Below are 24,588 nucleotides of genomic sequence, written 5' to 3'. Positions count from 1 at the left end.
CCATGGACCCAATCGGTTTTTCCAAGCATAATCACGCCCATTGCATCTCAGGGAATCTGGCGCAGATCGAAGCGCATTGTCGCGCCGAGGGGCTGCAACTCACCCCCGTGCGTCGCCGCGTGCTGGAGATGCTACTACACGAGCACCGCGCGCTTGGGGCTTATGATATCCTTGATAAATTACGCGCCGAGGGCCACGGCTCGCAACCGCCCGTCGCCTACCGCGCGCTGGATTTCCTCGTTTCGCACGGCTTTGCTCATAAGATCGAACGCCTAAACGCTTTTGTTGCTTGCGCCCACCCCGGCGAAGCCCATGACCCTGCCTTCCTGATTTGCCGCAAATGCGACGGGGTGGCTGAAGCGCAGACGCAGCCTACGCGCGGGCAACTGGGCACAAGTGCGCGCATAGCGGGCTTCCAGATCGAGCGCACGGTGCTCGAAGCCGAGGGCGTGTGCCCCAATTGCGCAGAAAGCGCCGCACTATGAAACTGATCTGCGCCAAAGGGCTAAGCGTGCACCGCGGCAAAGCCGCAGTGCTAAAAAATGTGACGTTGGATATTGCATCGGGGGAAATCGTCACCGTTGTCGGTCCAAACGGATCGGGCAAATCAACGCTTTTGCGCGCACTGATCGGAGCCACCGAAATTGCCAAAGGCGAAGTGACCCGCAAGCCGGGGCTACGCATCGGCTATGTCCCGCAAAAACTGCACATCGATCCAACCTTGCCAATGAGCGTCGCCCGTTTTTTATCACTGCCTTGCAAAGTATCGCCGCAACAGACCCAAGAGGCCTTGGCGCAAGCTGGAGCGAGCACGCTTGGCGCGCGCCAGATGGCTGATCTGTCGGGCGGTCAATTCCAGCGCGTCCTGCTGGCGCGCGCGCTGCTCGGCAACCCGGAACTGCTGATCCTCGACGAAGCGACACAGGGTCTCGATCAACCCGGCTCTGCCGCATTCTATCAGCAAATCGAGACACTGCGCAGCACGCTTGGCTGCGCTGTATTAATGGTCAGCCACGAATTGCACGTCGTCATGGCCGCCTCGGACCGTGTGATTTGCCTGAACGGGCATGTATGTTGCGAAGGCACGCCCGAGGTGGTGGCCAGCGCGCCGGAATATCGCGCGCTCTTTGGTTCGGGCACACAAGGCGCGCTCGCGCTCTATCGCCACGATCACGATCACCACCACCACGCGCATGATCACGGCCATACCCACACCCACAAACACGTCCCTGACCACAATCATCCACACGAACATGAGGACGCCTGATGAGCCTGCTCGACAGCTTCTTCATCCGCGCGGCCCTTGCCGGACTTGGTGTTGCGCTTGCCGCCGCCCCGCTTGGCTGCTTTGTGGTCTGGCGGCGCATGGCCTATTTCGGCGAAGCGACGGCCCATGCCTCCATCCTCGGGATCGCACTTTCCTTATCGTTCGGCACTTCGATTTTTGCAGGCGTGCTGGCCCTGGCCTTACTTATGGGCTGGGCCGTCTCCGCTCTGTCGGGGCGCGGTTATGCGATGGACACATTGCTTGGCGTCATGGCGCATTCCGCGCTAGCGGTTGGCCTCGTCACGGTCTCGCTCTTGCAAGGCGTGCGCATTGATTTAATGGCCTATTTGTTTGGCGACATCCTTGCGGTGAGCCGTTTTGACCTCGCAATCATCTGGGGCGGCGCGGCCTTGGTGATGGCGCTGCTCTGGTGGCGTTGGTCGGCGCTGTTGACCGCGACCCTCAGTGCCGATCTTGCCTATGCCGCCGACATCAATCCGCGTCGAGAGCAAATGGTGCTGACCATCGCGCTGGCGCTTGTTGTGGCGGTTGCGATCAAAGTCGTCGGCGTTTTGCTGATCGCTGCGCTTTTGATCATTCCCGCTGCCGCCGCGCGGCCCTTCGCGAACACGCCAGAGCGCATGGCCTTGATCGCCGCCGGAATCGGCGCGTTTTGTGCCATTGGCGGATTGCAACTGGCCTATCTTTACGACACCCCCACGGGCCCTACGATTGTTTGCCTGGGCGCCGCTTGCTTTGCAGGGGCCAGTCTGCTCAACCTGCTGCGACAGCGGTAGCAAGCGAAGAGAAGGGGCGATCTGATGAGCGAAATCAACATTGATCATCTGCGCGATTGGCAAGGGCGCAGCGAAGAGCAATGCGATCTGATCGCTGCTTTTCCCGCGAACGCATTGGCCGCGACGCTGGATCGCAACGATGCCGAATATAGCATCGGCGATGCGCTGCCACCGCTTTGGCACTGGCTGCATTTCCTCCCCTTGCACAAGTTGCAAGACCGCGGCTACGACGGCCATGCCGCGCTTGGCACGTTCCTGCCGCCCGTGCCCCTGCCCCGCCGCATGTGGGCGGGTAGTCGGCTGACCTTTCTCGCACCGATGAAAATTGGCCAAGCCCTGCTCAAACGCTCCGAAATCAAAACTATGTCGCATAAGTCAGGCCGCAGCGGCGATCTGGTCTTCGTGACCGTGCTGCACGAAGTGTTTGACGGCGACTTGCTGTGCCTAAGCGAAGAACATGACATCGTTTACCGCGCAGCACCTGCGAAAGACGCCGTATCACCCGCACTGCACCTCGCGCCGGAATACAGCGATTTTTCTAGAAAAATCGACCCAGACCCTGTACTTCTGTTCCGCTATTCGGCTCTGACCTTCAATGGCCACCGCATCCATTATGACCAGCCGTTTTGCGTTGGCACGGAAGGGTATGACGGCCTCGTCGTTCACGGCCCTTTGCTGGCCACTTTCATGCTCGATGTGCTACGGCGCAAGATGCCTGATGCGCAGATCAATGCCTTCGAATTTCGCGCACTCGCACCAGTTTTCGACACAAACCCCTTCTCTGTCCATGGCTTAGCTAATCCCGATGGCACGGTCAAATTGTGGATCAAGCGCCATGACGGCGCATTAGCGATGGAAGGCACAGCAACTCTAGGACCATACACATGAACGATCAATTCCAAGATATCCGCGACGCCATTCGCGCGCTTTGCGCTGAATTTCCACCGGAATACCACCGCCAGATCGACCACGAGCGCAGCTACCCCGAAGCCTTCGTCGATGCGCTCACCAAAGCAGGTTGGATGGCCGCACTGATCCCCGAGGAATACGGCGGATCGGGCCTGGGATTGACCGAGGCCAGCGTGATCATGGAAGAGATCAATCGCTCGGGCGGTAATTCCGGCGCGTGCCATGGGCAGATGTATAATATGGGCACGCTCTTGCGCCATGGCTCGGACGCGCAGAAACAGAAATACCTACCGCGCATTGCCTCAGGCGAGCTACGTTTGCAAAGCATGGGCGTAACCGAGCCCACCACAGGCACCGACACGACCAAGATCAAAACCAAAGCCGAAAAACGCGGCGATACATACGTGATCAACGGACAAAAGGTCTGGATTTCTCGGGTGCAACACTCCGATCTAATGATCCTGCTCGCGCGCACAACGCCGCTGGCAGAGGTTACGAAAAAGTCCCTCGGTATGTCCATTTTCATCGTTGATCTGCGCGATGCCATTGGCAACGGGCTGACAGTGAAACCGATTCCCAACATGGTAAACCACGAAACCAACGAGTTGTTTTTTGACAATCTCGAAATCCCCGCCGAAAACCTGATTGGCGAGGAAGGAATGGGCTTTAAGTATATCCTGGATGGTCTCAACGCCGAACGCGCGCTGATCGCAGCGGAATGTATCGGGGATGGCTATTGGTTCACCGAAAAGGTGACGGAATACGCCAAAACACGCGAAGTCTTTGGCCGTCCCATCGGACAAAACCAAGGTGTGCAATTTCCCATCGCAGAAGCACATATCGAGATTGAAGCGGCCAACCTTATGCGTTTTGAGGCCTGCCGCCTCTATGACGCGGGGCAGCCTTGCGGTGCGCAGGCCAACATGGCGAAATACCTCGCGGCCAAGGCCAGCTGGGAGGCCGCGAACGCCTGCATCCAGTTCCACGGAGGCTTTGGCTTTGCATCGGAATACGACGTCGAGCGAAAGTTCCGCGAAACGCGCCTCTACCAAGTCGCACCCATTTCGACCAATCTGATCCTGTCCTACGTGGCCGAGCATATGCTTGGCCTGCCAAGGTCGTTCTAGATGTTGCCCCTTGATGGTATCACGGTGATCGCGCTGGAACATGCGGTTGCCGCGCCCTTTGCAACACGGCAACTCGCTGATCTGGGCGCTCGGGTGATCAAGATCGAGCGCCCCGGCAAGGGTGATTTCGCACGCGGCTACGACACGCGCGCGCGCGGCATGTCCTCGCATTTCGTCTGGAGCAACCGCTCGAAGGAAAGCCTCACGCTGGATTTGAAATCAAAGGATGGAATGAAGGTGCTGAGCAAGCTAATCGACACCGCAGATATCCTCGTTCAAAACCTCGCCCCCGGCGCGGCAAACCGCATGGGGCTTGGCTTTGAAACCTTGCACGCTAAGCACCCCAAATTGATCATTTGCAACATTTCCGGCTACGGCCCCAATGGACCGGAAACAGACCGCAAGGCCTATGATCTTTTGGTGCAGGCCGAAGCGGGTTTTCTGTCGATCACGGGTACGGACACGAAACCCAGCAAGGCAGGCATTTCCGTCGCTGATATCGCCGCTGGCATGTACGCGTACACCAACATCCTCGCGGCCCTGCTCCAACGGGGCAAGACGGGTAAAGGCGCTGAAATCAATATTTCGATGCTGGAAGCGCTGGCGGAATGGATCGGCTACCCGATGTATTACGCCACAGACGGCGCTGAGCCACCCGCCCGAGCAGGGGCGGCGCATGCAACGATCTTTCCCTATGGCCCGTTCATGGCAGGGGACGGCAAAGAAGTGATGCTGGGTCTGCAAAATGACCGTGAATGGACCACGTTCTGCCGTGACATCCTTGAGGCTCCAGCGCTTGAAACCGACCCGCGCTTCGATAGCAATCACGCGCGCGCGGCAAACAAACTCGACCTGACCGCGATCATCATGGCCACCTTTTCCAAGTGGAGCGCTGAGGAAGTCATAACTAAACTCAGCGCCGCTGGCATCGCCAATGCGCGCATGAACGATATGGCAGGGCTTTGGGCGCACCCACAGCTTAAAGCACGCGGTCGCTGGCGCGAAGTAGACACGCCTGTTGGCCCCATGCCCGCACTCCTCCCCCCCGGCGGCGTCGGGGCAGAGCCGCGCATGGACGCGATCCCCGCACTCGGCCAGCATTCGCGCGCCATTTTGGAAGAATTGGGGATGGACAGCGCCAGCATTGATGCGCTCTCTGGCAAGGGCGTTATCTAGGGGACAAGACATGGCTAAACTCAAAACCACTGCGGCAGAAATGGTCGCCAATGCGCGTGCGGAGATCCGCGAGATTGAAACCCCTGATCTGATCGCCATGCTCGATGACCCGAACGTGGTCGTCGTCGATATCCGCGATGTCCGAGAACGCCAGCGAGGCGGCTTTATCCCTGGCAGCGTGCATGCACCGCGCGGCATGCTGGAGTTCTGGATCGACCCCGATAGCCCCTATTTCAAAACCATCTTCGGCGAGGACAAGCAGTTCGTGTTCCACTGTGCCTCCGGATGGCGCTCTGCGCTCGCCGTGAATACCTTGAACCAGATGGGCTTTGATGCGGCACATCTACGCGAGGGTTTTTCGACATGGGAAGCACAAGGTGGGCCGGTGGAGAAAGCAACATGAGCGCGCCCTCCAAATCCAGCTACGATGTGGTCATCATCGGCGGTGCGATGATGGGCTCCTCGACCGCTTGGTTTCTGACGGACAACCCCGATTTCAACGGCTCTGTTCTGGTCGTGGAAATGGACAGCAGCTACGCCAAATCCTCGACTGCGCACACGAACTCCTGCATGCGCCAGCAGTTTTCCAACAAAATCAACGTGCAGATCAGCCAGTTCGCTGCCGAATTCATCAAGAACCTGCGCGGCTACATGGGCGGTGATACACGCGTGCCTGAGCTGGATATCCAAAACTACGGGTATATGTATCTGGCCGATAATGAAGGCTTTGCCGATGTGCTGCGCTCCAATCAGAAAGTACAGCTGGAGGCAGGCGCAGAGACCCAGCTTTTAGACGCAAACGAAATTAAAGCGCGCTATCCGTTCTACAATGTCGATGACATTCTGCTCGGCTCTATCAACCTCAAGGACGAGGGTTACTGGGACGGAGGCACGGTATTCGACTGGTGGCGCCGCTCCGCCAAAGATCGCGGCGTAGAATATGTCACCAACCGCGTTGCAGCAATAGATGTGCAGGGCAGCAAGGTGCAGTCCGTGACGCTGGAAAGCGGTGAAGTGATCGCCTGTGGCCAGGTCGTGAACGCCTCAGGTCCACGCGCGGCGCTCACCTCGAAAATGGCGGGGATCAATTTACCTGTCGAGCCGCGCAAACGCTTCACATGGATTTTCAGCGCCGAGCAACCACTCGATCAGGATCTACCCCTGACGATTGATCCCTCTGGCGTGCATGTCCGCCAAGACGGGCCCAAGACCTATCTTGCGGGCAGTGCCCCAAATCCGGAGGACGACATCGCCGTCGATCCCACAGATTTCAACATGGATCACAGTCGCTGGGAAAACCACGTCTGGCCCATTATCGCATCGCGCATCCCCCAGTTCGAAGCAATCAAAGTCGTAACCGAATGGGCAGGGCATTATGCCTACAACACACTTGATCAGAACGCTGTTCTAGGGCCCCACCCTGAGCTCACGAATTTCATCTTCCTCAACGGATTTTCTGGCCATGGCCTGCAACAAAGCCCCGCCATGGGGCGCGCCACAGCTGAATGGCTCACCTACGGCGGATACCGCTCGCTGGATATGTCGCCCTTCGGGTTCGAGCGGATCCTGCAAGGGCGCGCATTTGAAGAAAAGGCGATCATCTGATGACTGTTAAGCTCAAGAAACTCGTTCTGACAGGGGCCGCTGGACGCCTTGGCTCGTACCTGCGCGAACCGCTCTCCAAGATGTGTGAAACACTGGTCTCCAGCGATCTGGCCGAGGACATCGGGGGGCTTTACCCGGGTGAGATATACATCAAGGCAGACCTTGGCGATCTGGGCGCAATTGAAGCGCTGAGCAAAGACGCTGATATGATCATACATTTCGGCGCGATCGGGGACGAAGCTGCGTTCGATGCGATCCTGCACTCCAACATCATCGGGGCCTATAACATCTGGGAGGCTGCGCACCGCAACGGCGTGCGCCGCATCGTCTATGCCTCTTCCATCCATGCCGTCGGCATGTACCCCAAGACCCAATTCATTGGCACGGATGTCCCCCACCGCCCCGACACTTATTACGGGCTGTCCAAGTGCTTCGCCGAAGACCTTGCGCGCATGGTCTGGGAAAAACGCGGCATCGAAGCGGTTTGCCTGCGCATTTACAGCTGCGCCAAGGTCGGCAACACGCGTTCGGTCGGATCATGGCTCAGCTATGATGATCTGATCCAACTCGTGCAGCGCTCTGTCGATACACCCGTCACGGGATTCACGATTTGCTATGGCGTTTCGCGCAATGATCGCGCGCCCGTGGACAACGCCGCTGCCTCATTTCTCGGATTTCGCCCCAAGGACAATGCCGAGCAATTCGCCCACTCGATGTTCGCAAAGGATGGCCTCCTCGACCCCCATGAACCTGCCCATATGTGCCATGGTGGTCCTTTCGCGTCAGTCCCGCTGGGTGATAGCGGACAAGCAGCGTTGAATATCGAGGATGACAGCAAGAAAAGCTGACCCGCTGCGTCAACGTATACAACGGTATACTATAGACGACTCATGCGCCATCCACTAAGGACACCTCAAATCCAGCCCACGGCAATCCAAGAGGTTTCCCATGTCCAACAACAACACACCCGACATCATTTACACCAAGGTCGACGAAGCGCCAGAACTGGCCTCCGCCTCCTTCCTGCCGATCATCCAGAAATTCGCCGCAGCCGCCGGCGTGTCCGTGGGGACCAAAGATATCTCCCTCGCGGGCCGTATTCTTGCGACCTTTCCTGAGTATCTGAGCGAGGTTCAACGCCAGTCCGACGACCTCGCAGAACTTGGTAAGTTGGTGAAAACGCCCGAAGCCAACGTGATCAAGCTGCCCAACATCTCCGCCTCCGTGCCGCAACTGGTCGCCGCCGTGAAAGAGCTTCAATCCCAAGGCTTCGGCCTGCCCGACTACCCCGAGACACCTTCCACAGACGCAGAAAAAGTGATCCGTGCGAAATACGACACGATCAAAGGCTCTGCCGTGAACCCGGTCCTGCGCGAGGGCAATTCCGATCGCCGCGCCGCCAAAGCGGTAAAAAGCTACGCGCAGAACAACCCGCACCGCATGGGCAAATGGACGGCCGACAGCAAAACCCGCGTCTCGGCAATGGAAGGCGGCGATTTCTTCTCCAACGAGAAATCCGCGACTCTGCCCACTGAGGCCACTGCCAAGATCGTGTTAGAAACCGCAACCGGCGAAACTGTCCTGAAAGAGGGCCTCTCCTACCCCGCTGGCACAGTTGTCGATGCCACCTTCATGAGCGCCGCCGCGCTGGATAGATTTCTCGCCGCAGAGATCGACAGCACCAAAGCAGACGGCACGCTCTTCTCGCTGCACATGAAAGCTACGATGATGAAGGTGTCTGATCCGATCATCTTCGGTCATGCGGTCAAGGTGTTCCTCGCTCCGGTCTTCGACATCTTCGGCGCTGAAATGGCCGACCTCGGGGTGAACCCCAATTCCGGCATGGGTGATTTGCTTGCGCGCGTCAAAGACCAGCCTGCAATTATGGCTGCGATTGACGCCTGCATGAAAAAACGCCCGCCGCTCTACATGGTGGACAGCGACAAGGGCATCACCAACCTGCATGTCCCCTCCGATGTTATCATCGACGCCTCCATGCCCGCATTGATCCGCGCTGGCGGAAAAGGCTGGGGCCCTGATGGCAGCGAATCCGATGCAAACTGCGTTATTCCCGACAACTCCTACGCGCCCGTATATGACGAGTCGGTGAAGTTCTTCAAAGAAAACGGCGCACTGAACCCGGCCACCGCAGGCACTGTGCAAAACATCGGCCTTATGGCGCAAAAGGCGGAAGAGTACGGCTCGCACCCCACAACATTCGAAATGCCTGCCGCCGGTACGGTTCGCATGATCCTTGATGATGGCACGGTCCTGCACGAGCATAAGGTAGAGGAAGGCGACATCTGGCGCTCTGCTTCCACGCGCAAGGCACCCATTGAAGACTGGGTGAACCTCGCGATTTCGCGTCAAAGGTCGGAAGGATTTGAAGCAATCTTCTGGCTTGATGCGGACCGCGCCCATGACGCTGAATTGATCAAATACGTCACACCGATCCTTGAGGCGCAGGGCGTTGCCGACAAGTTCCAGATCATGGCACCCCGCGCCGCGACGCGCGCGTCCTTGGAGACAATCACCAAAGGCGAAAACTCCATCGCAATCACCGGCAACGTGCTGCGCGACTACCTCACCGACCTGTTTCCAATCCTCGAACTGGCGACTTCTGCCAAGATGCTCTCCATCGTGAAACTCATGCAAGGTGGTGGTTTGTTTGAAACCGGCGCTGGCGGCTCTGCCCCCAAGCACGTTCAGCAGCTTATGGAGCAAAACCATCTGCGCTGGGACAGCCTTGGTGAGTTCTGCGCATTGGGGGAAAGCCTACAGTTCCTCGCCGACGCACGCTCCAACGAGAAAGCGCGCGTTCTAGGACAAGCCGTTGATGCCGCGACACAAGGCATCCTTGACGACAATCGCTCACCAAGCCGCAAAGTAGGCGAGCCGGACAACCGCGACAGCCACTATTGGTTCGCGCGCTACTGGGCCGAAGCGCTCGCGGCGCAAACGGATGACGCAGAACTCGCTGCACACTTTGCGCCTATCGCGACGGCGCTGGCGTCAAATGAAACTGCGATCCTTTCCGAACTCGCCACCGCCCAAGGCCCCGCTGTTGACCTTGGCGGTTACTATCACGGCGACGCGGCCAAAACAGCCGCTGTGATGCGCCCCTCGGCCACGTTGAACGCCATTATTGGCTAAACACATCGGGGCCACGCACGCCAAACTCTCGCGCGGCCCTATACTTCTCTGGTCCCAAAATACCTCGGGGGAGGCTCGGCTTGCCGAGACGGGGGCAGCGCCCCTACCCCGCCCCAAGCACAGCCTCATCTAACAAGTCGCACATCCCCTCTCGCCTTTTGCGAAAACCTTTGCCAATCTGACGCACAAGGGGACACGCATGACAGGCACATCTAAACAAATCGCACTCATAGGCGCAGGCCCGATGGGCCTTGCAGCGGCCAAATTGATGGCCCAGCACGATATCGCGTTTCAGGGCTTCGAGCTTCATTCAGACGTGGGCGGCCTGTGGGATATCGACGGGCCACGCTCCACCATGTACGACAGCGCGCATTTGATTTCCTCAAAACGCATGACTGAATTCACCGACTTTCCCATGCGCGAAGACGTTGCCGAATACCCCTCGCACAATGCGCTAAAGCAATACTTTCACGACTTCGCCAAGCATTTTGATCTCTACGAAAAATACCACTTTGGTGCAGAGGTTCTAACCTGCGAACCACTCGGCCGTTCAGGAGAGGGCTGGCGCGTCACATGGCGCGACGGAGCCGGCGAACACAGCGCAACATTCGCAGGCGTGATGATCGCCAACGGCACCCTGAGCGCGCCGAACATGCCCGCCTTCAAGGGCGCTTTCACAGGCGAGTTGATTCACGCCTCCCATTACCGCGCCCCCACGCAATTCACCGACAAACGCGTGCTTGTGATCGGCGCGGGCAATTCCGGCTGTGATATCGCCGTCGATGCAATTCACCATGGCAAAAGCACTGACCTGTCCATGCGCCGAGGCTACTATTTCGTACCAAAATACGTCTTTGGCAAACCCGCAGACACCATGGGCGGCGCGATCAAATTGCCCATGTGGCTCAAGCGGCCCATTGATCAGACCATCCTCAAATGGTTCGTCGGCAATCCGCAGAAATACGGCTTTCCCAAGCCCGATTACAAACTCTACGAGAGCCATCCTGTCGTGAACTCACTCGTTCTTTATCATGCAGGCCACGGTGATTTGAAAATCCGCCCTGACGTTGATCACATGGACGGGAAAACCGTGCATTTCACCGATGGCACCAGCGGAGAGTACGACATGATCCTCGCGGCTACAGGCTACAGGCTCGACTATCCGTTCATCGAAAAGCAGCACCTTAACTGGCAAGGCGATGCGCCGCATCTCTTCCTCAACGCCATGCACCCGGGCCGCGATGATCTTTTCGTGCTCGGCATGGTCGAGGCCAGCGGCCTTGGCTGGCAAGGGCGCCATGAGCAGGCCGAGATGGTCGTGCGCTACATCAAAGCCCTGAGAGCAGGTACGCAAAGCGCCAAGGGCCTCCAGTCAGAGAAAGCCAAAGGGTTCCAGCGCGCCACGGGCGGGATGAATTATCTCAACCTCGCGCGCATGGCGTATTACGTAGATAAGGCGACCTACCGCAAAGCCGTCACAGGCTGGATCAGAAAACTGGGCGGGGCGAAACCATGATCGATGATGTCGCCCTCACTTTCAGCGCCAGCTCCTTGTTGGCGCTGAACGCGATCCTAGCGATCGTGATGTTTTCCATCGCGATCGATCTGCTTCCGCGCGATTTCAAGGCGCTCGCGCGCGCCCCCAAGCCGCTCATCGTCGGGTTGATTTCGCAGTTTCTGTTTCTGCCCGCACTCACCTTTTGCCTCGTCTTCCTTGCCGCTCCGACGCCTTCCGTCGCGCTTGGCCTGATCCTTGTCGCGGCCTGCCCGGGTGGAAATATCTCGAATTTCATCACCCACCGCGCAGGCGGAAATTCTGCGCTTTCCGTCTCCATGACCGCACTCGCCACTGTTGGCGCGATTTTTCTCACGCCGCTCAACATCGCCTTTTGGGGCAGCCTTTACGCCCCCACGTGCGCAATTTTGCAAGCGACCCAGATCGACCCTGTTTCGGTAGCGATCACAGTCGGATTCATGCTGATCCTGCCGCTCGCACTTGGCATCTGGCTCAACCACACAAAACCAGCCCTCACCGCGCGCATTCGAAAACCGCTTCAATGGCTGTCCATGACTATCTTTGTCGCCTTCATCCTTGTCGCAATCGGGGCGAACTGGGCAAGTTTCCTAAGCCTCGCAGGGGTCATCATCGCATTGGTGATCGCCCATAACGCGATCGCGCTTGGAACAGGGTTCACACTGGCGACGCTCGCAGGCGTCACATCTTATGACCGCCGCGCGATCACCATCGAAACCGGCATTCAAAATTCCGGTCTCGGGTTGGTGTTGATCTTCGGCTTCTTCGGCGGGCTTGGCGGCATGGCCGTCGTCGCCGCCTTCTGGGGTATCTGGCACGCAATTTCCGGCATTGCCCTCGCGAAATACTGGGCACGCACAAAGGCCCCGCGATGAGCTGCGTTCTGATCACAGGGGCATCAGGCATGATCGGCCGCGCCCTTATTGGCGAGATGGTGTCGGCGGGCCTCAACGATATCATCGCGAGCGATCTTTCCGGCAAAGACCTGCCGCACGGTATTGCGTTTCGCCTGCTCGACGTCACGGGCGAGGACGTGGAAATCGTGATCAACGATATCAAACCCGACGTCGTCGTGCATCTTGCCTCAATCGTCACGCCGCCACCAGGGATGGGGCGCCAAGTCGCCCAAGCGGTCGATGTGCAAGGCACGCGCAACGTGCTCGACGCCTGCATCAAACACGGCGTGCGCCGCTTTGTAGTGACCAGTTCGGGCGCTGCCTACGGCTATCACGCCGACAATCCGGTGCCCTTGTGCGAAAGCGATCCATGCCGCGGGAACCGTGAATTCGCCTATGCCGATCACAAACGACAGGTCGAGGAAATGCTGGCCAAGGCGCGCAGCGACGCGCCGCAGCTAGAGCAAGTCGTGCTGCGCGTCGGCACTGTCCTTGGTGCCGGAACGGACAATCAGATCACCGCTCTGTTTCACAAGCCTCGCTTGCTCGCGATCAAAGGCAGCGAAAGCCCCTTCGTGTTCATTTGGACCCGTGATCTGGCACGCATAGTGATGCGTGCAGCAACGGACGGACCGGCAGGCATCTACAACGTCGCAGGCGACGGCGCGCTTGGCGTTACAGAAATTGCTGCGCGCTTGAAAAAACCCGTTCTGCGCTTGCCTGCATGGGTGCTCAAGGTCGCGCTAGCCCTCGCCAAACCGCTGGGCCTGTCCCGCTATGGTCCCGAGCAAGTGAGGTTCTTGCAATACCGCCCCGTCCTTGCGAATGACGCGCTGAAAAGGGATTTTGGCTATATCCCTGACAAAACCTCCAGCGAAGTGTTCGATCTGTGGCGCGAAAGCGTGGGTTTATGAAAACCGTCGTGATTTCCGGCGGCGCAGGCGGGCTCGGCCGCGCGTTAACGGCGCGGCTTATTACGCAGGGCTGGCATGTGGTCGCGCTTGATATTGATATCAGCGCGCTTGAACTGAATGACCGATTGAGCGCCTACCAAGTCGACCTGACGGATGGCGTTGCTTTGGACGATACCGTCGCAGAAATCCTCGACGCGCACACCAGCATTGATCTGGTGATCTACAACGCAGGCGTCTCGCAGATCGCCAGCTTCGAGGACACCAAAGACACCGCACATCGCCGCCTTTTCGAAATCAATTATTTCGCGGCCACTGCCCTCGCGCGCGGGTTTCTAGCGCCCTTGCGCGCCAGCAAAGGCACGCATCTGGCCATCTCATCCGTCGCCGGATTTTCGCCACTCTATCATCGTGCCGCCTATGCTGCGTCCAAACATGCGTTGCAGGGGTTTTTCGCTTCGCTGCGCTCGGAAGAGGCAGAGCACGGTGTGCGCACCTTAATCGCCGCGCCAAGTTTCGTGGCAACCAATATCGGCAATGCGGCCCCTATGAACGATGGTATGCTGCGCCCCGGATCGGCGCGTGACGGCTTGGATTATATGACGCCCGATGCTGCGGCCAAGATCATTCTGGCCGGATATGCCAAAGGGCGACCCTTCATTCCAGTCGGACGCATCGCGCGGCTGTCGTGGTGGATCAACGCACTCTCGCCGCGCCTGTTCCAGCGTTTGATGGAGCGCAATATCAAAGGCGCATAACGATCAACACAAGTGCGCTACCCGTCCATCTTGAGCGCGGAAATGAACGCTTCCTGAGGGATATCGACTTTGCCGAATTGGCGCATCTTCTTCTTGCCCGCTTTTTGCTTTTCCAGCAGTTTCTTCTTGCGGGTCGCATCGCCGCCATAGCATTTCGCGGTTACGTCCTTGCGCATCGCGGACAATGTCTCGCGCGCGATGACCTTGCCACCAATCGCCGCTTGGATCGGGATCTTGAACATATGGCGCGGAATAAGATCTTTCAGCTTTTCCACCATCGCCCGCCCACGCATTTCCGCGCGGTCCCGGTGCACCATCGTGGAAAGCGCATCGACAGGTTCATCGTTCACGAGGATCGACATTTTGACCAGATGATCTTCGCGATATCCCAAAATCTGATAATCGAAGCTCGCGTAGCCCTTGGTCACAGATTTAAGGCGGTCATAAAAATCAAAGACCACTTCGTTCAGCGGCAAATCATAAACCACCATCGCACGCGTGCCTGCATAGGTCAGGTCTTGCTGAATTCCGCGACGGTCCTGACATAGCTTCAGGACATCGCCAAGATATTCATCCGGCACCAAAATCGTCGCCTTGATACGTGGCTCTTGCATGTGATCGACAAAGGTCATGTCGGGCATGTCGGCGGGATTGTGAAGCTCCATCATCTCGCCACTTTTCATGTGGATATGATAAATCACCGAGGGTGCGGTCGTGATCAGATCAATGTCATATTCACGCTCGATCCGGTCGCGAATAACCTCGAGATGCAGCAGGCCGAGAAAGCCACAACGAAAGCCAAAGCCCAGCGCCGCAGAGGTTTCCATTTCGAAACTAAAGCTCGCATCATTCAGCGCCAGTTTGTCAATCGCGTCGCGCAAGTCTTCGAATTCGGCGCTATCGACAGGGAAAAGGCCACAGAAAACCACAGGCTGCGCAGGTTTGAAACCGGGCAGCGCATCTGTTGTGCCTTTGCGCTCATGGGTGATCGTGTCGCCCACGCGCGTGTCGCGCACTTGTTTGATAGAGGCCGTCAGAAAACCAATTTCGCCGGGGCCAAGTTCGTCAATGACTTCCATTTGCGGACGAAACACACCGATGCGGTCCACGTGGTGCACCGTATCGTTCGACAGCATCCGGATGCGTTCACCTTTTTTCAAGGTTCCGTCGATAATACGCACCAGAACAATCACGCCCAGATAGGCATCATACCAACTGTCAACCAGCATCGCTTTGAGCGGCGCGTCGCGCTCGCCCTTGGGCGCGGGAAGGCGCGTCACGATCGCTTCGAGCGTTTCGTGAATGCCCTGCCCGGTCTTTGCGGAGACCTGTATGGCTTCGGACGCATCGATACCTATTACATCTTCGATCTGCTCTGCCACGCGGTCACAATCGGACGCGGGCAGGTCGATCTTGTTCAGGATCGGGACAATCTCATGATCCGCTTCCATGGCATGATAGACGTTCGCCAGCGTTTGCGCCTCGACCCCTTGCGAGCTGTCGACGACCAGCAGAGAGCCTTCGACCGCGCGCATGGAGCGGGAGACCTCATAGGCGAAATCCACGTGACCGGGCGTGTCGATAAGGTTCAGCACATAAGCCTGCCCATCATCCGCAGTATAATCAATGCGCACCGTGTTGGCCTTGATGGTGATGCCCCGTTCGCGTTCGATATCCATCGCATCGAGCATTTGCTCTTTCATATCGCGATCCTTCACCGTGCCCGTCTCTTGAATAAGGCGGTCGGCGAGGGTGGATTTCCCGTGATCGATATGTGCCACGATCGAGAAATTACGGATTTTGTTCAGCTCTGTCATATGCTGGATATGAGTTGGATTCGCGCCTTGGTCAAGCGCTGCCTGCACCCCTTTCTGGCTAGGCCATTGGCAAAGCCTCGCCGATCCAGCGCAGGAATTGAAACTTTACTGTTTTTGCCCTATAATTAACGCGAGAGTAACCAGCATGAGAGACGATGGGCATCAAGACCCGCGCCCATGCCGGCAAAAAGGCAGAGACATGAAACACATCATTTTGACAGTTGCCTTGGCAGCAATACTAGCACCTGTGGTGCCCGCCCCCCTGGACGCAGGAACGTTGCAGCGCGCATGTATGAAATCAGACCGCAAGGCTGCGAATCGGCGCCTGTGCAGCTGCATCCAGAAAGCCGCGCGTGGTCAGCTTAGCTCGTCCGATCAACGCCTGGCGGCAACGTTTTTCAAGGACCCGCATCGCAGCCAGGAAATCCGTCAGTCGGATCGCTACAGCCATGAAGTCTTCTGGAAACGCTACAAGGAATTCGGAGTGCGCGCGCAGCAGATGTGCTCTTAGCGCTCTGAATTACCGCTCAAGCGGCGGGAATGGTGTCGGCGCATCGCTGACCTGCCAAAACGCATGTTTGCCCATGACCTCCTGAAACTCGGCCGAGCCCAGAAAACGGCCGAGACAGTCGTGTAGCTTCGGCCAGGGCTGCGTATCAAACAGCGGCTTGTCGATAAAAGCGAACTGGCGCACGAACGGCAGGATCGCATAATCCGCAATGCTGGGCCGCTCGAAGATCCACGCGCCCATTTCGGCTTCCAATTCGCTCAATATCCCATGCGCAATGGCACGCTGGCTCTCAGGGTCACTGCCCGCGTAGCGCACCGCATATTTGGTGCGATCCAGCGCAACCTTGAACGCGCCATCAAAGTGCGCGATCAGCGCCCAACCCGCAGTGGGCATATCAAGCCAACCCTGCGGATCATTCTGCTGCAGCGCCCAAAGCATGATCTCAAGGCTTTCGTCAATCACGCTGCCTTGAGCAACGAGGCACGGCACCGTCCCGCTCGGCGAAGCGCGTAAAAACGCGGCGTGTTTGTTCTTGAGACTGATTTCGCGCAGTTCCACCTGCTGCTGCGCCGCCAAGATCGCCAGCCGCGCACGGATCGCATAAGGACAGCGGCGGAACGAGTAGAAGACCGGCATGTCACTTTGCATTGTCATCTCCCGCTCGCCCTTTGTTAACCACGCCCCCCGTTCATCTTGCCAGATAAACTCTGGGGGAGCGCCTTGGCGCGGGGGCAAAGCCCCCTGCACCGCTTATTCGCTCTTGGAATGGCCCATCGTGCCGTGATCCATACCGCCATGGTCGCGGCGCTCCAGATCGACCGGAATTTGCACCACGATCTCGCCGGCTTTTTCAAACATCAACGTCACCTCGACGCTTTCGCCCGCAATCATATCCTGCGTCAGCCCCATGAACATCACGTGATCGCCGCCGCGCGCCAGCGCGTGCATGCCCCCCGCTGGGATGGCAAAGCCTTCCTTCACGTGCATCATCTTCATCACGCCGTCCCCCATGTCTTTATGCGTGTGCAATTCAACCTTTTTGGCAATCTCGGAGGACGCGCCAATCAGACGGTCATCGCTATCTGTGTGGTTCATGATCTGCATAAAGGCCGCACCGGATTTGGCACCTTTCATCGCAGTGCGCGCATAGGCGTCATTAATCATCATACCATCCGCGAGGGCCGGCAAAGCGAAAGTGACAGCCGCGGCAGCGGCCAGTAGTTTGGAGGTGAAAGACATCTCGTCTCTCCTTATCTGTATCTGTTTTGAGATATAAAAATCGATTGGACTTCAGATCAAAACAGGCGGTCCACGCGCTTTGCGCGCGCCAAGGCGCACAGTTATGTGCTGCTCACTCACATGCTCGCGGCACTGCCTCTGCCAGACACCAACAGGCGCGAAATCAGATATTACAACGTCCAAGGCTACAATAAGAGAGAGCGCATAATCGGGGCACAGATGCGGCGGCTCGGTTGGTTGACCTTCCTCATCGACATAGACCATCAAGGGTCCGTTACCCGTGCAAAGCACTATCTGCCCTGCCGCATCCGGCATAGTGCGCGCGAGTGCCGCGCTTTGCGCCGTCAACGCGATAAGCGCCACAAGTAAAGCGCTAAGGAAATGCGAGGATCGTGTCATGACATTCGGTTTAAGCGCGTGCCAAGACAGGTTCAACAGGCAAAACGAAGCACCCCGCAGCAGGTGCTACGGGGTGTTCTTATTCTAACGGACCGAAAAAGGCTTAAGCAGCTGCTGTAAGCGCTTTCGCGATTTCTTTTTTCACTTTCAACGCGCCATCAGACAGCTCCGTGTCTTTCGCTTTCGCCATGAACGCGTCCAAGCCACCACGGTGATCTACAGAACGCAGAGCAGCCGCAGAAATCTTGAGCTTGATACCACGGCCCAGAATTTCGGACTGAAGCGTCACATCATTCAGGTTCGGCAAAAACCGGCGACGTGTGCGGTTCTTGGCGTGGCTGACATTGTTACCCGACATCGGGCCTTTTCCGGTCAATTCGCAGCGGCGAGCCATGGGCTTTTCCTCGTGTTCATGCGTTGCAGGCACATCCCTGCGAACGAAAAATTGGTGCGACTCTTTCGAGCGCATATAAATCTCTTGGCTGCTCTTATGGAGATAAGCGATAGGCGTCAAGCGATTCAGGCTGAGTTGAGGGTGTTACATGCGTTCCTGTGTGTATTTTTTTAACTCCGCCCGCGCAACTTGGCGGCGATGTACTGCGTCGGGCCCATCCGCAAAGCGCAAGGCGCGCTGCCATGTCCAGGCCATCGCCAGCGGCGTATCTTGGGAAATGCCTTGCGCGCCAAACATTTGCACCGCTTGATCGATCACTTTCAGCGCCACATTCGGCGCAACAACCTTGATCTGCGAAATATAGGGCGCAGCCGCGCGGCCATCGCCCTTATCCATCATCCATGCAGCCTTTAGACACATTAGGCGCGCCTGTTCGATATCCATACGGCACTCTGCAATAATGTCGAAATTCGCACCCAGCTGCGCCAAAGGTTTGCCAAACGCCTCGCGCTCCAAGGATCGCTTGCACATCATTTCCAGAGCCGATTCCGCCTGCCCGATCGAGCGCATGCAGTGATGAATGCGCCCGGGACCAAGGCGCCCCTGCGCAATCTCGAAACCGCGCCCTTCGCCGAGCAACAGCTGCTCCGCAGGCACGCGCACATCCGTGAAACGAATGTGCATATGCCCGTGCGGCGCATCATCATGGCCGTATACCTGCATGGGGCGCAAAATCTCGATCCCCGCACTGGCGGCATCCACCACAATCATCGAGTGGCGTTGGTGTTTGGGCGCATCGTCATCGCCGGTTTTCACCATCACGATATAGACCTTGCAACGCGGATCACCGGCCCCGCTCGCCCACCATTTCTCGCCGTTCAAAACGTACTCGTCCCCGTCGCGCACGCAGGACAGCGATACATTCGTCGCATCCGAACTTGCAACATCCGGCTCCGTCATCAAATAGGCCGAACGGATTTGCCCATCGAGCAGCGGCGTTAACCACTTTGCACGCAAAGCATCCGTGCCATAGCGCTCGAACACCTCCATGTTACCCGTGTCGGGCGCGGAGCAGTTGAACACCTCCGCTCCCAGTGGCGTGCGCCCCATCTCCTCGGCGAAATAGGCGTAGTCCACTGTCGTAAGACCAAAGCCCCTCTCACTATCCGTCAGCCAGAAATTCCAAAGCCCCGCCACCTTCGCCTTTGCCTTCAAGCCCTCCAGTATCTCCGCCTGCCGCTCCGTATACGTCCAGCGATCCCCCTTGCCGATCTCGCCGTGATATTCGTCCTCAAGCGGCATGATCTCGTCGCGGATCATGTCGCGCACAGCTTGCAAAAGCGGGGCGTGCTTTGGGTTTAGTCCTAGGTTCATGCTCATATCGGGGGCGTCCTTTCGCAAGGTAACGGTTGTGGGCTTGGGCAAAGGATTGCTTACTGCGGGTAACCTTGTCCATGCCAACTGACGGAACGTAACGACATGCACACATACGATCACGCGGACCTGCAACGCTACCTGCAAGAGCATGTGGTAGACTTCGGCGCGCTCGACAGCGTGGATAAATTTTCTGATGGGCAGTCCAATCCCACCTATCTGATCACCTCCGGCACTTCCAAATATGTGCTGCGCGCCAAACCTCCCGGCAAGCTTCTGAAATCCGCCCATGCCGTCGATCGCGAATTCCGCGTGATGCAGGCCCTCGCGGATACGGATGTTCCCGTTCCAAAAATGCTCCACCTCTCTGGCGATGAAAGCCCGATGGGCACGCAGTTCTTAGTTATGGGCTATCTTGATGGCCGCATTTTCTGGGATCCCGCCTTGCCTGATCTGGCCGAGCCCGAGCGCGCGGCCATCTACGACGCGATGAATGCCACGCTCGCTGCGCTCCACTCTGTCGATCCCGCCAGTGTCGGCCTCGAAGATTACGGTAAACCCGGCAACTACTTTGAGCGACAGGTCTCACGCTGGACGCAACAGTATAAAGCCGCCGAAACCCGCGCGCTTCACGATGCGGATTACGTCATGGACTGGCTCACCGCGAACATGCCCGAGGATGACAGGGCCAGCGCGATCGTGCATGGCGATTACCGTATCGACAATATGATCTACGCCAAAGACAGCACGCAAATCCTCGCGCTCCTCGATTGGGAACTGAGCACACTCGGTCATCCCCTCGCCGATCTGGCCTATCAATGTATGCACTGGCGCTTGCCCAATGCTGCCGAATTCAAAGGCCTCGCTGGCATTGATCGCACAGCCCTCGGCATCCCAACAGAAGCTGAGTACCTCGCCAAATATTGCGAACGTCGCGGCACAACAGTTCCAGACAATTGGAACTTCTATCTGGTTTTTTCCTACTTCCGCTTCCTCGCGATCGTGCAAGGCGTGCTCAAACGCGCTCTTGATGGCAACGCTTCCAACCCCAAAAACAACGACACGATTGCAGGCTTCGTCGCTCTACTCGCACGCGATGCCCGCAAGCTGACCTCTTAAACCCCTTCATCTTCCTAAATAAACTTCGGGGGGATCTCAGCTTGCTGAGATGGGGGCCGGCCCCCAATCTACCCCCCGAGCAACTCCTGCATGCGCTGCGCCGCGAGCGCGGGCGTCACGTCCCCGCGCGCAACCAGATCGCCCAAATCATCCATCGCATCGCGCAAAGGCCCTGCCTCGCGCAATCTGGTTAACATAGCCTGACGCACATCTTCCTCGAACCAGAACCGCGCCTGCTCTGCGCGCGTGCGCTCAAAGAAGCCCTCATCTTGCCGCCACGCATTCAGCGCGCACATCTCATCCCATGCGCCTTGCAAACCGTTCTCTTCCAAGGCCGAAACCGCCAGTGCTTTGGGGAACCCCTCGGGGTCCTGCGCACGCTTGCGCAAAAGCCGCAACGCCCCCGCATAATCCGCCATGGTGCGCATTGCAGCCGATTTCAAATCGCCGTCGGCCTTGTTCACAAGGATCAGATCGGCCATTTCCATGATCCCGCGCTTGACGCCCTGCAACTCGTCGCCCCCAGCTGGCGCAAGCAGCAGTACAAACAGGTCCGCCATCTGCGCCACGACAGTCTCGGATTGCCCTACACCGACCGTTTCGATCAGTACCACATCAAATCCCGCCGCCTCGCAAACCGCCACCGCCTCGCGCGAGCGGCGACCGACACCGCCCAGATGCGTTTGCGAGGGCGAGGGGCGAATAAACGCCGCCTCTTGCCGCGAAAGGCGATCCATCCGCGTCTTATCCCCCAAAATCGAGCCACCCGAACGCGCAGAGCTGGGATCGACCGCCAAAACCGCAACCCGCAAACCCTGCGCGATCAGCATCATGCCAAAGCTCTCGATAAACGTGGATTTTCCGACACCGGGCGTGCCGGACAGACCGATGCGCAACGCTTGACGTTCGCTCTTGGCCAACGCCTCCAGCAGTTCAGCCGCTTGCACGCGGTGATCAGAGCGCGCGCTTTCCACCAAAGTGATAGCGCGCGACAGGGCACGGCGATTGCCGTTCAAAACGGACGCGGCGAGCGTTGGGATATCCATGATGCAGCCTCTCGAAAACTCACCTGCGGTTTTCCCCGAGCAAGCAGGCGTTGTCTAGCCCCGCGCTTTGGACGATATGTAGCGGATGCACGAATTTTTGCCCATCGACGATGTCCTGCCAGAACTGATCCATGCGATAAAATCGCGCGGCATGGCGGTGTTGCAGGCACCCCCTGGTGCAGGCAAAACCAGCCGTGTGCCGCTCGCGCTGCTCAAATCCGGCCATGTCACTGGCAAAATCGTGATGCTGGAGCCTCGCCGCCTTGCCGCGCGCGCAGCGGCTGAACGGCTCGCAGCCCAGCTTGGAGATGCCGTTGGTGAAACCGTAGGCTATGCGATGCGCGGCGAGCGCAAGATCGGGCCGAACACGCGGATCGAAGTCGTGACCGAAGGCATCCTGACGCGCATGATCCAATCCGATCCCGAACTTCCGGGTGTGGGCGCTGTGATCTTCGATGAATTTCACGAACGCTCTCTCAACGCCGATCTCGGTCTCGCGCTCTGTATCGAGTGCCGCGCGGCGCTGCGCGAAGACCTCGCGCTGATCGTCATGTCCGCCACGCTCGACGCCGCCCCCGTTGCCGCACTCTTGGGGGATGCCCCGATTATCACGTCCAAGGGGCGCAGTTTCCCAGTCGCGCATATCTTTCTGCCCCGCCCCCGCGCCAAGGGCTTGCGCCTGGAAAATGCCATGGCCGATCTGATTGAGACTGCCCTAAATGAGCAGAGCGGCGGCATCCTCGCCTTCCTACCAGGCGAGGGCGAAATTCGAAGAACCGAGGCCCTACTCGTCAAACGCATTGGCCCCAACGTGGCCCTACATCCCCTTTTCGGTGCAATGAAATTCCAGGACCAGCGCGCCGCGATCCAGCCCGAGGTAGGCGGCAAACGTAAAATCGTGCTCGCGACCTCTATCGCCGAGACCTCCCTGACAATCGAAGATGTCCGTGTCGTTGTTGATGGTGGCCTTGCGCGGCGCGCGCGTTTTGATCCCGGCACGGGCATGGCGCGCTTGGTCACAGAGCGCGCCTCGCGCGCGGAAGCGGAGCAGCGCGCAGGCCGTGCAGGCCGCCTCGCACCTGGAACCGCATATCGCCTTTGGGCTAAGGGCGAGAACGGGGCCCTGCCTGCTTATGCGCCTGCGGAAATCGAAACCGCTGACTTGACAGACCTCGCGCTCGAACTCGCCCTTTGGGGCGCGCCGCCCGAAGACCTGCCCTTCCTCACGCCTCCCTCACCCGCCGCCCTCAGCGAAGCGCAGAGCCTGCTCAACGACCTCGGCGCGCTCACCAAGGATGGCCGCATTACCCCCCATGGCAACGCCCTAGCGCGCCTCCCGCTGCATCCTCGCCTTGGTCACATGCTCACCACCGCAGGCCCCCAAGCCGCTGAACTGGCTGCGCTCCTCAATGAACGCGACCCGCTGGGGCGCAACGCGGGCGCTGATCTGTCGTTGCGCCTGCGCGCGCTCAAGGACCGGAGCCTGCCCAAAGAGGTCGCCGCAAGGATCGGCCAAGAGATCAAGCGCCTGCGTAAACTCACGTCAAACAACGGTGCCGCGCCTCTCTCTCTGGGTGCAATCACGGCTCTCGCCTATCCCGACCGCATCGGTCAGCGACGCAAGGGAAGCGCGCCGCGCTATGTCCTTTCGGGCGGCAAGGGCGCGGCTTTCGAGGAGGACGACAGCCTCAGCAGCGCGCCCTATATCGTGGTGACGGACACTGACGGCAATCCACGAGAGGCACGCATACGCCAAGCCGCGCAGATCACACTCCCCGATATTCGCGCGCTTTATGGTGATCGAATCGCGTGGCAAAATGAATGTGTCTGGTCCAAGCGTGACCGCCGCGTCACCACGCGCTCGGTTGAGAAGCTGGGCGCATTGGCGCTGGATGAACGCATCTGGAAAGACGCGCCCGAGGAAGACATTGCCAAAGCTATGCTGGAGGGCGTGCGCACGTTGGGCTTGAACCTCTCCGCTGCGGAGCGCCGTTTTCAAACACGCGCCGCACTTTTGCGCCAATCAGGCGAAGATTTGCCAGATATGTCCGAAGACGCGCTGTTGGAGAACGCCGAGGTCTGGCTGCTGCCATACCTCTCTGGCATTAAAACCGCCGAGCAATTCAAGACCCTGAGCCTGCTGGAGCCATTGAAATCACGCCTCACTTGGGAGCAAACCCAGCGCCTTGATGCCGCCGCCCCCTCGCACGTGGAAACGCCGCTTGGGCGGCGCATTCCCGTAGACTACTCCCACGGCACGCCCGAGATTGAACTGCGCCTGCAAGAAATGTTTGGCACCGTGAAACACCCCGTTGTTGCAGGCCAAGCGCTGCGCGTTACGCTTTTGTCGCCCGCAGGCCGCCCCGTACAAACCACCACGGATATTCCCGCGTTCTGGGACACATCCTACGCAGATGTGCGCAAGGACATGCGCGGGCGCTATCCAAAACATCCATGGCCGGAAAACCCCCGCGAGGCCGACCCGACACTGCGCAGAAAGCCGCGAAAAAGCTGATATTTGTGTTTTTTGAACAATCTGTTAAGGTTCTCACCCTA

Annotated in this window: 24 protein-coding genes; 17 read left to right on the top strand and 7 right to left on the bottom strand. The window is 58.5% G+C overall.

Annotation, left to right across the window (positions count from 1 at the left end; all coding sequences use genetic code 11):
- The first annotated feature begins 2 nt into the window (after positions 1–2).
- The 14 genes from B9P63_RS01955 (at position 3) to B9P63_RS01890 (ending at position 14,133) form a co-directional block, all read left to right on the top strand.
- Positions 3–485: a transcriptional repressor gene (locus B9P63_RS01955; protein ID WP_085306852.1), complete on the top strand. Its 483-nt coding sequence runs from the start codon at positions 3–5 to the stop codon at positions 483–485.
- Positions 482–1,267, top strand: coding sequence for an ATP-binding cassette domain-containing protein (locus B9P63_RS01950; protein ID WP_085306851.1), 786 nt, complete (start codon positions 482–484; stop codon positions 1,265–1,267). The genes B9P63_RS01955 and B9P63_RS01950 overlap by 4 nt, the downstream gene beginning before the upstream one ends.
- Positions 1,267–2,064: a metal ABC transporter permease gene (locus B9P63_RS01945; RefSeq protein ID WP_085306850.1), complete on the top strand. Its 798-nt coding sequence runs from the start codon at positions 1,267–1,269 to the stop codon at positions 2,062–2,064. Before B9P63_RS01950 ends, B9P63_RS01945 begins: the two co-directional genes overlap by 1 nt.
- Positions 2,065–2,088: 24 nt before the next feature.
- On the top strand, positions 2,089–2,952 hold the full coding sequence (locus B9P63_RS01940) for an HTD2 family dehydratase (protein WP_085306849.1): 864 nt from the start codon (positions 2,089–2,091) through the stop codon (positions 2,950–2,952).
- Entirely contained in the window at positions 2,949–4,100 is a 1,152-nt protein-coding gene (locus B9P63_RS01935; protein ID WP_085306848.1) for an acyl-CoA dehydrogenase family protein, read from the top strand. The genes B9P63_RS01940 and B9P63_RS01935 overlap by 4 nt, the downstream gene beginning before the upstream one ends.
- On the top strand, positions 4,101–5,276 hold the full coding sequence (locus B9P63_RS01930; RefSeq protein ID WP_085306847.1) for a CaiB/BaiF CoA transferase family protein: 1,176 nt from the start codon (positions 4,101–4,103) through the stop codon (positions 5,274–5,276).
- 10 nt (positions 5,277–5,286) lie between these two features.
- Complete coding sequence (locus B9P63_RS01925; RefSeq protein WP_085306846.1) at positions 5,287–5,679, top strand: rhodanese-like domain-containing protein; 393 nt, start codon at positions 5,287–5,289, stop codon at positions 5,677–5,679.
- Positions 5,676–6,881, top strand: coding sequence for an NAD(P)/FAD-dependent oxidoreductase (locus B9P63_RS01920; RefSeq protein WP_085306845.1), 1,206 nt, complete (start codon positions 5,676–5,678; stop codon positions 6,879–6,881). Before B9P63_RS01925 ends, B9P63_RS01920 begins: the two co-directional genes overlap by 4 nt.
- Positions 6,881–7,729 (top strand): NAD-dependent epimerase/dehydratase family protein, encoded by an 849-nt coding sequence (locus B9P63_RS01915; protein ID WP_085306844.1) that lies wholly within the window; start codon positions 6,881–6,883, stop codon positions 7,727–7,729. The genes B9P63_RS01920 and B9P63_RS01915 overlap by 1 nt, the downstream gene beginning before the upstream one ends.
- A 100-nt stretch (positions 7,730–7,829) precedes the next feature.
- Positions 7,830–10,034, top strand: a complete 2,205-nt coding sequence (locus B9P63_RS01910; protein ID WP_085306843.1) for an NADP-dependent isocitrate dehydrogenase — start codon at positions 7,830–7,832, stop codon at positions 10,032–10,034.
- A gap of 199 nt (positions 10,035–10,233) precedes the next feature.
- A complete protein-coding gene (locus tag B9P63_RS01905; RefSeq protein ID WP_085306842.1) occupies positions 10,234–11,550 on the top strand; it encodes a flavin-containing monooxygenase in 1,317 nt (438 codons plus the stop codon).
- Positions 11,547–12,443 (top strand): bile acid:sodium symporter family protein, encoded by an 897-nt coding sequence (locus B9P63_RS01900; protein WP_085306841.1) that lies wholly within the window; start codon positions 11,547–11,549, stop codon positions 12,441–12,443. Before B9P63_RS01905 ends, B9P63_RS01900 begins: the two co-directional genes overlap by 4 nt.
- On the top strand, positions 12,440–13,378 hold the full coding sequence (locus B9P63_RS01895) for an SDR family oxidoreductase (RefSeq protein ID WP_085306840.1): 939 nt from the start codon (positions 12,440–12,442) through the stop codon (positions 13,376–13,378). Before B9P63_RS01900 ends, B9P63_RS01895 begins: the two co-directional genes overlap by 4 nt.
- Positions 13,375–14,133 carry an SDR family NAD(P)-dependent oxidoreductase gene (locus B9P63_RS01890; RefSeq protein ID WP_085306839.1) on the top strand — a complete coding sequence of 253 codons (759 nt, stop codon included), beginning with the start codon at positions 13,375–13,377 and terminating at the stop codon, positions 14,131–14,133. The genes B9P63_RS01895 and B9P63_RS01890 overlap by 4 nt, the downstream gene beginning before the upstream one ends.
- 17 nt (positions 14,134–14,150) lie before the next feature.
- On the opposite strand, the gene lepA is transcribed toward B9P63_RS01890, so the two are convergent.
- Entirely contained in the window at positions 14,151–15,950 is a 1,800-nt protein-coding gene (gene lepA / locus B9P63_RS01885) for a translation elongation factor 4 (protein WP_085307056.1), read from the bottom strand.
- A 199-nt stretch (positions 15,951–16,149) separates the two neighbouring features.
- Between lepA and B9P63_RS01880 the strand changes: the two genes are divergently transcribed.
- Entirely contained in the window at positions 16,150–16,461 is a 312-nt protein-coding gene (locus B9P63_RS01880; RefSeq protein ID WP_085306838.1) for a hypothetical protein, read from the top strand.
- 9 nt (positions 16,462–16,470) lie between these two features.
- Here B9P63_RS01880 and B9P63_RS01875 read toward each other — a convergent pair whose 3' ends face one another.
- The 5 genes from B9P63_RS01875 to B9P63_RS01855 all read right to left on the bottom strand — a co-directional run bounded on the left by B9P63_RS01875 (position 16,471) and on the right by B9P63_RS01855 (position 19,873).
- Complete coding sequence (locus B9P63_RS01875) at positions 16,471–17,109, bottom strand: glutathione S-transferase (protein ID WP_085307055.1); 639 nt, start codon at positions 17,107–17,109, stop codon at positions 16,471–16,473.
- Positions 17,110–17,211: 102 nt separating this feature from the next.
- A complete protein-coding gene (locus B9P63_RS01870) occupies positions 17,212–17,700 on the bottom strand; it encodes a copper chaperone PCu(A)C (RefSeq protein WP_085306837.1) in 489 nt (162 codons plus the stop codon).
- A gap of 51 nt (positions 17,701–17,751) precedes the next feature.
- Entirely contained in the window at positions 17,752–18,099 is a 348-nt protein-coding gene (locus B9P63_RS01865) for a hypothetical protein (RefSeq protein ID WP_085306836.1), read from the bottom strand.
- A gap of 103 nt (positions 18,100–18,202) precedes the next feature.
- Positions 18,203–18,493, bottom strand: coding sequence for a 50S ribosomal protein L28 (rpmB, locus tag B9P63_RS01860; RefSeq protein ID WP_085307054.1), 291 nt, complete (start codon positions 18,491–18,493; stop codon positions 18,203–18,205).
- Positions 18,494–18,637: 144 nt separating this feature from the next.
- Positions 18,638–19,873, bottom strand: coding sequence for an acyl-CoA dehydrogenase family protein (locus tag B9P63_RS01855; protein ID WP_085306835.1), 1,236 nt, complete (start codon positions 19,871–19,873; stop codon positions 18,638–18,640).
- A 99-nt stretch (positions 19,874–19,972) separates the two neighbouring features.
- On the opposite strand from B9P63_RS01855, the gene B9P63_RS01850 reads away from it, so the two are divergent.
- Positions 19,973–20,986 (top strand): phosphotransferase family protein, encoded by a 1,014-nt coding sequence (locus tag B9P63_RS01850; RefSeq protein WP_085306834.1) that lies wholly within the window; start codon positions 19,973–19,975, stop codon positions 20,984–20,986.
- Positions 20,987–21,054: 68 nt separating this feature from the next.
- Here B9P63_RS01850 and meaB read toward each other — a convergent pair whose 3' ends face one another.
- Positions 21,055–22,032 (bottom strand): methylmalonyl Co-A mutase-associated GTPase MeaB, encoded by a 978-nt coding sequence (gene meaB / locus B9P63_RS01845; protein WP_085306833.1) that lies wholly within the window; start codon positions 22,030–22,032, stop codon positions 21,055–21,057.
- Between the two features lie 85 nt (positions 22,033–22,117).
- Here meaB and hrpB point away from each other — a divergent pair, with 85 nt between their 5' ends.
- Positions 22,118–24,547, top strand: coding sequence for an ATP-dependent helicase HrpB (gene hrpB / locus B9P63_RS01840; RefSeq protein ID WP_085306832.1), 2,430 nt, complete (start codon positions 22,118–22,120; stop codon positions 24,545–24,547).
- Positions 24,548–24,588 lie beyond the last annotated feature (41 nt).

The sequence above is a fragment of the Planktotalea arctica genome (genome assembly GCF_002105285.1).
Lineage (GTDB): Bacteria > Pseudomonadota > Alphaproteobacteria > Rhodobacterales > Rhodobacteraceae > Planktotalea > Planktotalea arctica.
Note: the sequence above shows the minus strand (reverse complement) of the source record. Positions and strands in the feature narration are given on the sequence as shown.